Annotated in this window: 13 protein-coding genes; 4 read left to right on the top strand and 9 right to left on the bottom strand. The window is 40.0% G+C overall.

Annotation, left to right across the window (positions count from 1 at the left end; translation table 11 throughout):
* Positions 1–81 precede the first annotated feature (81 nt).
* The 7 genes from J3369_RS01905 to J3369_RS01875 are packed head-to-tail and all read right to left on the bottom strand — an operon-like array spanning position 82 to position 7971.
* Positions 82–1284, bottom strand: a complete 1203-nt coding sequence (locus J3369_RS01905; protein WP_349583155.1) for a glycosyl hydrolase family 28-related protein — start codon at positions 1282–1284, stop codon at positions 82–84.
* 7 nt (positions 1285–1291) lie between these two features.
* Positions 1292–2518: a lipopolysaccharide biosynthesis protein gene (locus tag J3369_RS01900; RefSeq protein ID WP_349583152.1), complete on the bottom strand. Its 1227-nt coding sequence runs from the start codon at positions 2516–2518 to the stop codon at positions 1292–1294.
* Positions 2499–3260: a putative capsular polysaccharide synthesis family protein gene (locus tag J3369_RS01895; RefSeq protein WP_349583149.1), complete on the bottom strand. Its 762-nt coding sequence runs from the start codon at positions 3258–3260 to the stop codon at positions 2499–2501. The genes J3369_RS01900 and J3369_RS01895 overlap by 20 nt, the downstream gene beginning before the upstream one ends.
* A complete protein-coding gene (locus J3369_RS01890; protein ID WP_349583146.1) occupies positions 3247–4011 on the bottom strand; it encodes a nucleotidyltransferase family protein in 765 nt (254 codons plus the stop codon). The genes J3369_RS01895 and J3369_RS01890 overlap by 14 nt, the downstream gene beginning before the upstream one ends.
* Before the next feature lie 32 nt (positions 4012–4043).
* Positions 4044–6221: a GumC family protein gene (locus J3369_RS01885; protein ID WP_349583143.1), complete on the bottom strand. Its 2178-nt coding sequence runs from the start codon at positions 6219–6221 to the stop codon at positions 4044–4046.
* Positions 6222–6232: 11 nt separating this feature from the next.
* The gene (locus tag J3369_RS01880; protein WP_349583140.1) at positions 6233–6775 is read right to left on the bottom strand and encodes a polysaccharide biosynthesis/export family protein; all 543 of its coding nucleotides are present in this window, start codon (positions 6773–6775) and stop codon (positions 6233–6235) included.
* 2 nt (positions 6776–6777) lie between these two features.
* The gene (locus J3369_RS01875) at positions 6778–7971 is read right to left on the bottom strand and encodes an outer membrane beta-barrel protein (RefSeq protein WP_349583138.1); all 1194 of its coding nucleotides are present in this window, start codon (positions 7969–7971) and stop codon (positions 6778–6780) included.
* Between the two features lie 92 nt (positions 7972–8063).
* On the opposite strand from J3369_RS01875, the gene J3369_RS01870 reads away from it, so the two are divergent.
* Together J3369_RS01870 and J3369_RS01865 are read left to right on the top strand one after the other, a co-directional pair.
* Positions 8064–9290: a threonine/serine exporter family protein gene (locus J3369_RS01870; protein ID WP_349583135.1), complete on the top strand. Its 1227-nt coding sequence runs from the start codon at positions 8064–8066 to the stop codon at positions 9288–9290.
* Between the two features lie 94 nt (positions 9291–9384).
* Complete coding sequence (locus J3369_RS01865) at positions 9385–10455, top strand: mechanosensitive ion channel family protein (RefSeq protein ID WP_349583132.1); 1071 nt, start codon at positions 9385–9387, stop codon at positions 10453–10455.
* 117 nt (positions 10456–10572) lie between these two features.
* Here the strand turns inward: J3369_RS01865 and J3369_RS01860 are convergent, their stop codons facing one another.
* Both J3369_RS01860 and J3369_RS01855 read right to left on the bottom strand, forming a co-directional pair.
* Positions 10573–11475: a DUF697 domain-containing protein gene (locus J3369_RS01860; protein ID WP_349583129.1), complete on the bottom strand. Its 903-nt coding sequence runs from the start codon at positions 11473–11475 to the stop codon at positions 10573–10575.
* Between the two features lie 14 nt (positions 11476–11489).
* On the bottom strand, positions 11490–12869 hold the full coding sequence (locus tag J3369_RS01855) for a YcjX family protein (RefSeq protein WP_349583126.1): 1380 nt from the start codon (positions 12867–12869) through the stop codon (positions 11490–11492).
* A gap of 211 nt (positions 12870–13080) precedes the next feature.
* Here J3369_RS01855 and J3369_RS01850 point away from each other — a divergent pair, with 211 nt between their 5' ends.
* Positions 13081–13287 carry a type II toxin-antitoxin system VapB family antitoxin gene (locus tag J3369_RS01850; RefSeq protein ID WP_349583124.1) on the top strand — a complete coding sequence of 69 codons (207 nt, stop codon included), beginning with the start codon at positions 13081–13083 and terminating at the stop codon, positions 13285–13287.
* Positions 13284–13652 carry a type II toxin-antitoxin system VapC family toxin gene (locus tag J3369_RS01845; RefSeq protein WP_349583121.1) on the top strand — a complete coding sequence of 123 codons (369 nt, stop codon included), beginning with the start codon at positions 13284–13286 and terminating at the stop codon, positions 13650–13652. The genes J3369_RS01850 and J3369_RS01845 overlap by 4 nt, the downstream gene beginning before the upstream one ends.
* Positions 13653–13719 lie beyond the last annotated feature (67 nt).

Here is a 13719-nt window from a genome sequence, read left to right as displayed (position 1 = left end):
ACGTTTTATAGGAACTACGTTATACAGGCATTACGTAAAAAGTAAATGCGAAAAAAATAAAGTAGATATTGTAGTGTTTATCTAACAGGTTCCAATCATATTCTTTACCACATTAGTGCTATCAAAAATTGATACATTATTGAGAAAGACTTTTGACTCTAAACAATCTCCGAAAAAACTAATATCATCTAGTAGTATTTCTCCAACAGGTGAAAACTCATTACCTATTATTTTGTATCCGTGCCTAATTACTCCTTCGCTAGCAATCTCAATGTTTTTTAAGCTTATCGCTTTGACCTGACCATTACGAGAGCTATTATAGACTAGTAGAACCATAGAATTTTCTTTATTTTTTATAGATATTCCGTAGAGATTTTTAACACTAACATTTTTTATATCAGCAGTGAAAGTATTGCAGTCAAAGGTGGATAGACAATGAAGTCCTGCACCGAAAACTCTAGCGGAATTAGAAATCACATAATTATTATTTATATAAACATTTGAGATGTCATTATTTAAAAGTTTTTCGTTTCTGCCTTCAATCAAAGCTCCAGGAAAGATAGCAATTGAATCGTCACCCGAAAAAACTTTATTATTTCTTATTAGATGATTTTTGCCACCACCTATAATTATGCCGCCGCAACCGATTCCGCAACCAGGACCAGAAATTTCAACATTTTCAATCAAAGTGTTATTCCCGACATATGATATGGCTCTACTATGTGATGTATTATTACCGTAAGTAAGTATCTTTACTCCCTTAACCGTCCAATTGTCACCATACCAATCAAGAATACGTCCACCACTTCTTATACCATTGAATGAAACCGTAATTTTACCACCTTCGATAGTAACATTGTTAATCTTATGGTTATGTGACGAAGATCTAAATAAAGCGCTTCGGCTGCCATTACCGTTAAAATTATCATCTCTAATCAATAAAGCCTCGTCATCCATTTTTATATAAGTGTTTTCACGTATATCGACTCTATTTTTTAACCTGTATTTCCCGCTAGAAATACATATACGACTTTTATAAGTAATGTCATCAATAGCAGCTTGAAATGCTTTAGAACTATCGACAACTCCGGTTGGATCGGCTCCATATTGAATAATATTTCTGCAAGAAGTCGAGTTGGTAATATGGATTCTCTCATTACTAATTACGAGAGAATCTATTTTTTCGCGAAGAATAATTATTAGATTAGAATCATCATACACATGAGAGCACGAAGTTAAACAGTGCAATAAAAAAAAGATAAATAAATAACCCACCAATCTCATGTTATTATCACTTAAAATAAATTTTTCTGGCGGCACGAAAATACAAAACATTTGCCAATGTAATGTTAAGAAAACATAATACTGCTGCGCCTAAATAGCCCCAATATATAACAAGAGGATAGGCCAAAATAATAGAAAGAGAAAAAACAAAAAATTGTATCTTGCGTGCCCTAACTACATGTTCGCTCATTTGCAACAGTTTTAGTGACGGCCCAGTCATTGAGTTAACAAGTTGAGCACCCAAAAGTAAAATTAAAACTCTATAATCTAATAAATCAGGATCTGAAAATAGTTCCATGAAAGGTTTTATCACCAGCAAAATAGTAAAAATCGTTACTAAAGATGCTAGAGTAGCCAATAAAGTGAAATTATAAGACTCTTTTCTTAATTTTACATAGTCACGGAGGTTAATTAATCTTGCAAACTTTGGTGTATAAATTGACGAGATAGAAATCAATACAAATCCTGCTAAAAGCGAAAATCTGTGCATTAAGGTAAAAGATGCGACTAATTCATGATTTCCAAACACATACAAAGCCAATTGAGGCATCCATACAAGAATAATTTGAACTAGTGAAAATGTAAAATAAACTTCAACTTGGTAAACAGTACGCTTAAAACTATTGTACGAGATTCTTCGAGATATCCCGATAGGACTAGAAGTCTGAGAAGTTAAATAAGAGATGAAAGCTGCTAATAGTGCAATTATGTAAAAGTTGTTAACTATATACTCTAAGTTCAATAATTTAAAAAGGTATATTAACATTATTAAAACAAGAAAGAATGATAGATTCAAAAAATAAAGGTGTTTGACATACTCTTTTTTACCCTGAAATATATAGCTTTTTACTTGACTTAAACTAAAGAATATCAACGTTACGGTGAAACATAGAATTTCTATGAACTTAAAATTAAATCCTAATATTTCAATTATAGGTAGCGAGATTAACAAAATACCTATTGAAAGAATTATTATGATTAAATTTACTCTTTTTGTAAAACGTTTGGTCGATTGATAGCTGTTGTCTCGACGTGCCAAAATTTTCACAATATATTGGTCTGCACCTAATCTTGTAAAAACACTTAGTATAAGCAGACAAGTGACTAAGGTGAAAGCATCTGAAGCATCCGATGTTGAATAGGTATCAACGACTACTAAATTAAACATCAACGCAACAACAGCAGAAAACCCTTTAACAATTAACGCTGTAAGGTTACTTTTCAAAATCTTCATTTAAATAAAACTTTTTATAATATTTTGATTCTTTTAAAAGCTGATTTATCTCTGAATCCTGTAAATCATAGGATTTAAAAGATTTATATATATCAGAGTACCATTTTCTGCTTCCACTATTCTGAACGTCTAAATCTATTTTTTGACCGAGTGCATTTTCAATAAAACTAACGTTATCTGACAGATTCTCTAATGTAGAAACTATTAATCTATATTTACCCCGAGTTACATCCCATAGTCCTTTTGTAATAGGATCATGTTCGTAGATATTAATACCAGAAAAGCGCAGGATCTCTTTATCAAACCAGCTGGTAATATACCTATGATTGAAGTTCTTTTGGTAAGCATCTACGATGTAATTGAACCCCTCTTCTCTTGGACTCATCCTGTCATGGCTCATGTTAGAAGAACTATAGGCTAGCCAAAAAGGTAACGCCTGAAAGAACATCGAAATGTTTCTACTTATAGGTTCTCTCACAACTGTAATTATAGTTATTTTTTTTGCCCTACGTATTAGCAGTCGTCTTACAAATTGTTTAAAATGAAACTTAAATTTATCTATCCTCGAGTAGTAATCTAATTTCCAGTGAGGTGGATTAGGGGGGTTACAATACAGCGTGTGCGTATGGATTGAGTCTTTAAGTGATTTTTCTAAAGAAGAAGAACCAACTTTACCTGGAGTGTATATCAATATTATCTCATCGCTGTTGTATTTTTGGCTAGCAAATTTAATTTTTTTCATTTTCTATTCCGAGAAGACGATGCAATCTAGTTTTATATTTTCCAGAATATGATAACTCGCTTTTTGGTGGAAATAAGGACTCTTTCAAGAAAGTTAATTTTCTTCTACATTCTAATAGTCTGAATAAAAAGTAAGAGTATTTTTGTCTCTTTTTATTTAAGTCTATAAATTCGGTAATTGTAAGATTATTTACAAATGGAACAAATTTTAGTTTTTTTATAAGTAGTTCAATATCCTTCTCCCACTTAAATGTTTCTAAATTTCCTCTCATGCGCTCTAATTTTAAATGGTAAATTGAAAAGTCGAGAGCGATATTGTAAGGCATAGTTTTACAGACACAATTGCCAAAACTGAATTCAATCGACTGTTTGTATATACTATTGAAATCCAATGTGTCGTTTATAGTTTTGAACTGCGTGAGTTCGTAGTGCAGATCTATATCAATCGGAATACCATAGACTATCTTTCTTAACGTTATTTGTTTTGAAACCTCCTTCGGTATCCATCCTCTTACGTTTATAAAACCTAAAGCTGATAACGAACTAATCGTCGGACATAGATCTTTTTTCGAGATGAAAAGATCTATGTCTGAATAGAGCCTCTTCGTGTTATCTTCATAAAGTAAAATAGATAATGGAAGCCCCTTAATGAAAAGAAATAAAATCTTACGTTCATTGAGTAGAGCTACAACATTGGCTAATTCCTTATAGAAGACAAGACGTTTCAGGCCTTCCGTATTTTTAACGTTCATGTTGATCCGCTATTACGGTCACTTCCGATAGTCTATTTAGTGCCATAGTATTCATTTTGATAATAGTGGTCTCCGTAGTAACTCATTTTCTGTGGAGACGCTTGCGTTAATACTATTCCACTAACTTTTGTATTTACTTTTCTTAATCTATTTAACGTTTCTTTCACCGTTGCAATTTTAGTTTTCTCTGCTCTAACCGCTAGAATTGTCATATCTGCACTTTTAGCAATAACTAATGAATCACTCACAGGTAAAATAGGAGGGCTATCTAAAATTATATATTTATATTCTGTCCTCAGTTTTTCAACTAGGGTCTTAAAAGTTCTCGAAGACAGGATTTCCATTGGATTTTTTGGTATTGCCCCGCTTGTAATAACATCTAGTTCAGGCGAATACTTTATTATGTTTAGGCTTTCTTTACCTGTAATGAAGTCAACAAGCCCGCTCTCAGGATTGAGGTTTAGGTTTTTAGTCAAAGAAGGCTTTCTTAAGTCTAACTCAATAAGAAGAGTCTTATCCATTTGACTAAATGCGTTTGCTAGATTGCAGCTTAAAGTTGTTTTGCCCTCCTCACTGTTTGATGAAGTAACAAGAATAACTTGTGGGGGCGCTTCAATATCAGAAAACAAAATCCCTGTTCTTATAGTGTTTATAGCTTCAGCGAAAGTGCTCCTGTTGTCTTCTGCATACTTCAGCGCAGGACTTTCGTTTTTCTTTAATGATTTCACGAAGGGAGTCAATCCTAGCGAGGCGACTGATAATTCTTCTTCAAATTGATCCGGAGTTCTAAAGACACGTCCAGTGAATTCTTTTATTAACGCAAGAATAATCCCAAGAAAAACGCCAACTATCATACTAGCTATAATTATGAGTAATACTCTAGGCTTAATTGGAAAATCGGGTATTGTTGCCGAATCAATTATTCGAATATTCGACGCCTCATAATTACCAGATACGTCTGCTTCCATTAACTTAGCTAAAAACGATTCGTATATTCTTCTATTGTTTTCTACATCACGCTCTAGGCGCTCTAACTCAAAAGAATTACCTTGGTAATTTTGTAGGCTACTGGTTGTTTCTGAGATAAGTTTCCGAATATTTTCTTCTTGGGATAGCGCAGCTTTGTAATCTTTTTTCATGTTCTCGGCAATCTTCTTTGCCTCAGAATTTAAATTAGCTTGTGCGGTCTGCAGGTCCGACCTTGCAGCAATCATCTTAGGATGTTTTTCACCGTAGCGCTTAGTAAGTTCTTCTACTTTTCTGTTCAGGAGACTTTCTTCCCTCACGAGATCTCTAATTGTGTTGCTTTGTAATACAGGTCCTAGTGAAGTATAGGCCTGATTGTTTTTCTCAATTTGAACAACCTGCTCATAAAGTTCTTTTGCTTCAGATACGCCAGTTTGTGCTCTTACTAATTCAGTGTTGAGTGTTTGGAGTTGCGTGTTCGCAATTCTCTGCTGCTGGTCAGTGTCCATCAAATTCTGATTTACTCTAAACTGCCGCAACTTATTTTCAGAGGTTTGTAATGTCGATTTTAGCTCTTGAAGTTGCTCTGTTAGCCACTGAGCGGTATCTTTTAGCTGACTCAACCTTGCTTCTAATCCGAACTCAATATATGCCTCACTAACAGCATTGACGATTCTAGCAGCCAATTCTGGGTCTTCATTCTGATATGAAATGTTAATAACCTGACTTTGTGTTCCACCCGATACTGAAATCCCGGCCTTTATACCTTGAGCCAAGATTGTTCTCAGTTGGTCATCGGTAAGAGTTTGTGAATTTTCGTCCTGTGCTTCCTCATCGTAGAACAGTTCACGAATATCAGTTAAAAATTCACCATGATTTGTTCGGCTCTTTGTTTCTATTTCAGCCTTGAATCTTTCTACTAAATTTAATTTATCTACGACTGTTTCAGCTACTTTTCTTGACTGTATTATTTCATATTGGGTTTCATAAAATAAGAAAACCATTGAACTCATTATGTACTGATCTTGCGCTGTAGGATTAGGCTGGATAGGGTCAGCTTGAATTTTTACTGTTGCTTCATATACGGGTGTAGTTGTTTTTGCGTAAAATAAACCAATCAAACTAATTATGGCAGTAACAATGATTATTACCCATTTTCTACGCCGTAATATTTTAAAATAATGCAGGACATCAATTGATGAACTTTCGACTTTGATATGCTCAGATGCTTCCATAAGTTGCATACTTCTTTCCTTTAGAAAAAACTTTCTTCGACTGTAATTACATCGCCAGGCTGTATTTTAAACGACAGCTTAACTTTTCTCTGTTTTTCTTGACTATTTTCGGTAATTACAACATCATCTCTTTTTGCTCTATTTGTAAACCCACCAGCTAGAGTGATTGCTCTCTGTACAGTCATACCCTCGCGGTAATTATAGCCTCCAGGTTTGTTTACTTCACCATTAACATAAAATTGCCTATATTCTTTTATGGCTATTGATACATCGGGATTTTTCAAATAATCGCCTTTGTACATCTTTATAATTTTTTGCTCAATTTCCCTTAGATTAAATCCTTTTACAACAACCTGCCCAATCAATGGCATTGTTATTGTTCCTTGACTAGATACTCTGACTTCTTTCAAAGACAACTCCGGTTCATCGTAGATGTTTACCGATATTATATCATCAGTATCAAGTTTATAATTTTCGATCTCTAAAGCTTTAGCCTGCATATTTGCAAAAATAAGAAAAGAGAAAAATAGCGTCAATAACCCTCGTCTCATATGTACCTTCATAATTAATTATCCAGTTTCAAGTCAATATTCAGCATGACTTTGTTTGATTTAAAGTTTGCTATCGCTAATGTCGATGTTCTATCTTCATAACTATATGCACAGCTAATTTTTAATATAGGCGAATATACATATGAAATTTCTGTTAACACTTGGTCGCGCTTATCTGTTCGATTTAAATCGAATACAAGCTCATCTTTTGAATGTGCTATCCCAGCATCAATAGATAGTTTTTCGGTAAATTCGTGTTGAAATTCAAGACCGAAACTTGTCCTCAAGAAACCTCCAACCTCTTCTATCGACGAATCTATTGACTCCCGCCTAGCAAAGAAAGCGAACTGACTATAATCCTTTAAATTCCAAAATACATTAGCGTCGTATGAAAACCCGTCAATATCTTGTAATCTTGTTAAATCATATTCCCTATTTTGATAACCGATATTCACATCGCCAGATAAAGCCTCTGATGTATCCCATACCGCCCCCAAGCTTAATCTTTTATATACGTTGTCAAGCTCGTAGTTGTTAGAAGCTTCATAATCATATTTAGCATATGCATATTGAAAATATGCTCTAGTTTTGGGCGCAACCCTATAAAAAAACGTTCCATCCAATTCATCTCTAATTGAGTCTAAAAAGTCTAGACCGTTATTTTTATAGTTTCTTTTATTCCGAATATAGCTAAGTTTAATTTGCCCTTTAGAGTTTTCCTTTCCCCATACCAGAGTGCTTTTAAAAAAGTTCTGTGAGAATTTATTATAATCAACAATATCGAGTTGTATTCTGTTTAGCGAGCCAGGCTCTTCATGATCTTTAACATATTCATATTCGAAAAACGAACTAAATCTATATGTATGATCGAAGCCAGCCCTAATACTCAGAAGATGATCATCGTAATTAGCGCTGTGTTGTTCTCTAAATTTTGCAATATCGCTTTTATAAATAATCTCATACTTTTGTTTATCTAGTTCTTTTATGAACTTTATTTCAGGTGTAATTTTCAAATACTGGTCTGAATCGCTATATTCATCTGGCACTCTGTATATATTGCTATCGTGAACTATTGCACTTTCTAAATTTGCAATAAAACCTGTTCCGTCACTATAATTTGAAAACTGAGCCTCCGCTTGAAAGGTTATAGCAATAAAAACAAGAGGCAGTAGATTGATATTAGTTTTTTCATGTTTTATCCAACTCATCACTCTTTGTTTATCCTTTCCCTTTAAAATGTTTACTATTGAAAAGAAATCATCTATAAATTTACGATTTATTTCTAGAAATTTTTTATATTTTGAACACTGCCGAATTTATCCAAAAACGTCGTTTTATCGTACGCTTGGGAAAGATGCTACACAAGTATGGTACGCCATCCTTCCGTCTGGAAGCGTATCTGTTGGAAGTGGCGGCCTATCTGGGCGTTCGCGCCTCTATTATAGCGACTCCGACTTCTCTTACATTTGTTATCTGGTCCGATGGCCACGAAGATGAATATACTCACGCGGCAAGGTTACAACCTGGTGAATTAGACTTAAATTCCCTTTCTCACGTCGATGGACTGGCAAGTGAACTCCTTTCCGGTAAAGTTACACTATCTGAGGCCGACAGGCTACTGTCAGATATCGATGCCATGCCTTCTCCTTATGGAAAATTGGTTACAGGTTTCTCATTTGCATTATCAACAGGCGCTTTTGCCATGTTGATGGGTGCAAGCTGGCCAGAAATCGGCTGGTCAGGCCTGTTGGGGCTTTTGTCTTACATCTGGTATTTGTGGGCGTTGCGTTCTAAACGCGTAAGCATGATGCTGGAACCTATGACCAGTTTTATGGCTGGTTTAGTAGCAAGTTGCATCGGACGCTATATCGACCCTGGTATCAATATACCTCTCATCGTTCTTTCCTCCGTGATCGTGCTAGTTCCCGGTTTAGCATTAACCATGGGGTTAGCTGAACTTGCTTCTCGGAATATGGTGTCTGGCACGGCCCGGGTAATGGATGCGCTGATGCAATTGTTTAAATTGTATTTTGGTGCCTTTCTGGGGGTATCCGTTGGTTTTTCGCTGTTTGGCGAAAATATCTATGTGCCGGCGGAATCATTGCCTGAATGGGGAACCTGGCTGGCTGTATTTCTGTTGAGTATCTCTCTTGTTGCTATTTTCCGCACGCGACCTAAGCATATTCCCTGGGGCATTGCAGCTGCCTTTATCGCTTATGGTGCTTCGGTGTGGAGCGCAGACTTCATGGGTGCGGGCATGAATACCTTCGTGGGTGCGTTCGCGCTTGGTGTATTTGCCAATATGTTCACCCGTATCGCCCGACAGCCCCATACCATTGTGGGTATGCATGGATTAATTGTACTGGTGCCGGGTTCTAAAACTTATATTGGCTTGAATTCATTTATTTCCGGACAGGACTTTGTAGCCGCTGAGCATGTTGGCCAAGAGGTATTTCTGATATTTATGTCGCTCATCGCCGGATTAATTTTTGCGAATGTGGTTGCACCGACTAAAAAAGCGCTCTGAATGACTTTATGATTAATCAACGCAATCTGTAATTCAGAACTCTTTAACGAACTCAGGCGTATCCAATTTAGTTTTTTTACTTCCGGATACGCCCATGCCCGAAACCACCAACGCTGCCGATACCTGGAATAGCCTGCTTAACGATTTAGGTACCCACCTGCCTGATGTGCTTATCGGGCTGGCTATATTCATTGTCCTTGTGCTTATTGCAGGTCGCCTTTCCAATTTGCTGATCAAGCCTTTTGGCTATGTGTCGGAAAGTCCGCTTATCCGCTCGGTTTTCCGTCGTGCCATCAGTGTGCTGATCATGCTGTTTGGTTTGTACATATTCCTCAAGATGGCGGGGCTGACTGAATTTGCAGTAGCCATTGTCAGCGGTACGGGCTTAATCGGCCTTATTCTCGGCTTTGCGTTTAAAGATATTGCCGAGAACTTCATTTCCAGCTTGCTGCTTACTGTACAGCGTCCCTTTCGCATTGGTGATGTGGTGCAGATTGAATCGTACACCGGTGTGGTGCAAAAAGTAACTTCAAGGGCTACCACGCTGGTCGACTTCGACGGCAATCATATTCAGTTGCCCAACGCCATTGTTTATAAAGGCATCATTAAGAACCTGACGGCCAATCCGAATATGCGCGGTACCTTTATTCTGGGTATTGGTTATGACAACGACATTACCGGTGCTCGGGATTTGGCGCTGTCGCTGCTTAACAAACACCCTAACGTGCTTACCGAACCCGAGCCTCTGGTGCTGATTGATAATCTTGGCTCATCGACGGTAAACCTTAAAGTGTATTTCTGGATAAATGTAGAAGCTACCAGCGTGGTAAAAATGTCGTCTTCACTGATGCGTATTCTGGTTGAATCGTTTACCGATGCAGGTATCTCTATGCCAGACGACGCCCGTGAAGTGGTGTTTCCGGAAGGCGTGCCCATTCACCAGCTGTCGAAACAACCGGATGCTGATAGTGCTGAACTCCCGTTTTCACGTTCTGTGGACGATTTTCGTGGTGGCTATTCGCGGCCGGTTAAACCGAGTACATTCTCTTCGGCCGCTGAGTCTGCTGTTATCGACCATAACGAAGACGTGAGCAGTGAGAATGACGACATTCGCCGTCAGGCGGAACAGGCCCGTGATCCGGAAGACGGCAGTAATATTTTATAGAGGGGAATAAAAACCCCGCGCACAGGTCTCAATCGTTCCGGGCGCGGGAAAAGGCCTGAGCGATGAGCTTGTCAGGCCTGAGGGACTGGTGGTGAATTAACGTTTCACTGTGTGTGCTTAGCGTAATAACTTAATAAGTGTTCTGCCAAGGCGCACGTTAAGCGCACCGGCGGCCACAGCTTCTGCCGAGTTTTCTACCACTTTGGCGGCCAGAGATCCGCTTATCTGATTGGCCAGTTCATCGGTAGCCATATCAAACAGGCTTTGTGCCGCCAGGTTCTGTGCCAGCACTTTAAATAATCGCCAGCTGCCGGCCGTGCCCGGGCGTAATCCGAATACTCTTGCGATACGCCGGATGGTACGAAAACTTATCCACGCAATGGCCAGTGTTTGAATAAGGTGGTTCGGACTGATAAACGCCAGACTTCCGCTCACCACTGCTTCTTTACGTAATATCTCTTCGGCTTTTTTTGTTACAGGCACCGCGACCATGCTTTCATACAGGCCGGATACATCCGCTGCGGTCATATCTGCATGCAATGCAGTCTGGTACTGCTTGTAACATCTGGCGGCGTAGCTGTCTTTGCCGAAGCGTTGGGCGTGCGCACGGATGCGTTTTTCAGCACCCGCGCGGTCGTCCAGTTTTGCCAGTGCGGGCAGATTCAGTGGCGTTTCAATACAGGCTTCTACCGCACGAAAGCCACGCCATTCTTTCACAATGAGCGCGATTAGCGCGGTCACAAAGCCACCGAGTAATACGCCAAGACCGGTGGAAATCAGCGGATACTCACTGAATTGTGTGACCAGAGAGTCGATAGCATCAAACACCATAAAGCCGGTAACGGTAAGTGCGCCCAGCACCAGCGTAATGACTTTCAGGGAAATGCCCTGCTGACCGTCGATATCCCATTCGGAGGTATCTATTTTTGACGGCATCTGCTGGCTGGGAGCCTGCTGCTGCAGCGGCGTTTCGATGGTACGTGACCGGTATTCCGGCGCTTTATAATCGGTTTCACTCATGTTTAAACCTTTAACTAACGGGTTGTCAGTAAAAACTGAAACAGTTTATCCAGTCCCCTGCCGTTTAACATGCGGGGCAGATAGTCTGCGGGCACCGGCGGATACAACGCAGGATAGTGCTCGTCTGACGACATATCTTTAATGCGGGCCGGCAGAGGTTCGAACTGTACTTCCACATACTGTTTATGCTTGTTGGTGTAACGCAGCGCACCGGGTTTGCTGCCCTCGTCGGTAGCCTGAATGGCTGACACCAAAAAATGCTCGTAAGGTACGTCTTCCCGTTCGAGCTTGGCGGTGGCGCCGCCGCATACGTCTTTGAGTAACGCCAGTAATTGCGGCTTTTCAGCGTCTGGGACGAGATCGGCTTTGGTGGCCACAAACGCCACTTTGCCGATTTCCTGTTTGCGTAACACGTGTTTCGAGAACCAGTCCTGCTCACCATACACAAACACATCAGCCAGGTGGCTTAAGGTTTCTTTTAACTGGGCCAGATGCTGTTTGCTGTGATTCAGCCCTTCGAATAGATCCACCAGAATAATTTGCTTATCTGCTTCACGGAAGGTACCGGCGCGGAGTGGTTTCAGCCAGTCTTGCTGAAATTCACTGAACCGTGCGTTGAATGCTTTGGTCCAGGGATGGGTAATATCACTGCTTATTTTGGCAGGCAGCGGCGTGAAGCCGGTTTCCCGCCAGTTAAACCCGCTGCCATCCAGCAAAAAACTACCCGGTTGCAGCATGGCAATGCCGGCCTGTTTCGCCTGTTTTAAATAATCACGATAACTGCTTGTAAGCGTGAGCATGGCTTCGGGTGTGGGGTCGCTATCGAAATCGAACTGTTCCAGGGTGTGATGCCAGTCTTTGGCATAGAAACGCTGGGGATCGGTCATTTGCTGGGCCAGCGCGGAATCAGACCACTGGGCAAAGGTTTTACCGGCCATGGGTAAATCGGTGATCCACTCACCGGGATAATCGATAAACTCAAACACCACATGGGTATGAGGAAACAGATACTTTTTGAACTGACCGGTTTGCTTTAACCGCACCACCATTTTAAACGCATACACGTTCTCAGTGGGCGCAGGCCATTCGCCCTTTTCCAGTGAGGCAATATGATCATCGATGGGGAATAACGGAAAGTTGTCTACCGGCTCCAGCCACATGCTGTCTACCAGCTCTGCGGGTAAGTGCTTAAGCAGCGGCAAACACTGATACTGATGTTCACTGCGATACTTCAGGATGGTCATTAAACTGGTAAACAGCATGGATTTACCGCTGCGGCTTAACCCGGTAATGGTAAAACGGTGATTTTCACGTGTGAACCAGTCGCCTGCCGACGTCATGCCATCAAGCAAGGGTTCCAGCGGTGACAACACATTCTTCAGAAAGCTCTTCATTGATACCCGTTATTCGCAACACATGCCGGTATGATATGGGGATCACCGGTGAATTTAAAAGCAGTTGTCACATTTGGATACAAATGCACGAACTGTTCTTGCTGCCAGTTTCTGTTCAGGACGTTTCATTGAATAATAATTAAACACCCTTCAATATGATTGATGCTATTATTGATGCACTAAATCATCAAAATTAGTATTGAGATAGATAATGCGAACTACCGTGACGATCGACGATGAGCTGTACACAACAGCGATGGAACTCGCTGAGCCTGGCATGAACAAGGCTGACTTATTCCGCGAAGCGATATGCACGTTTATCAGAGTGCGAGCTGCTGAAAGGTTATCGTCTTTAGGCGGTAAAGCACCTGATATGGCGGAAGTGTCGCGGCGAAAGGAAGTGCCGGAGTCTCAATGAAAGTCTTGGTTGATACCTCAGTGTGGGTTTCTCATTTCAAAAAATATAACAGCGACCTGAGCGCTTTACTGCTATCAGACCGGGTAGTCACCCATCCTTTAATTGTTGGTGAACTGGCCTGCGGTACACCGCCAGAGCCAAGAGCGAGAACATTCGCAGATTTGAAAAGTTTGAAGTGTTGCCCGGTGGCGAGTTATGAGGAAACGTTGTATATGATTGAACATCACAAACTGTACGGTCGTGGGTGTGGTTGGATAGATTTGTCGCTGCTAGCTTCTACAATGATTACTCCGGAAGTAGCCCTATGGACGCTTGATAAGCGGCTCAATCTACTCGCAGACCATTTCAACATTTCGTATGATTGATGTAGCTGCCACCTCTTTCCTACCGTAGTATCATTCCCTCCCCCTCATGTTACGTGTAACATCACCG

The organism is Alteromonas sp. NFXS44, from assembly GCF_040148705.1.
In the GTDB taxonomy this organism is placed as follows: Bacteria; Pseudomonadota; Gammaproteobacteria; order Enterobacterales; family Alteromonadaceae; genus Alteromonas.
The sequence above is the reverse complement of the archived record's forward strand: the minus strand, read 5'-3'. Positions and strand labels throughout refer to the sequence as shown.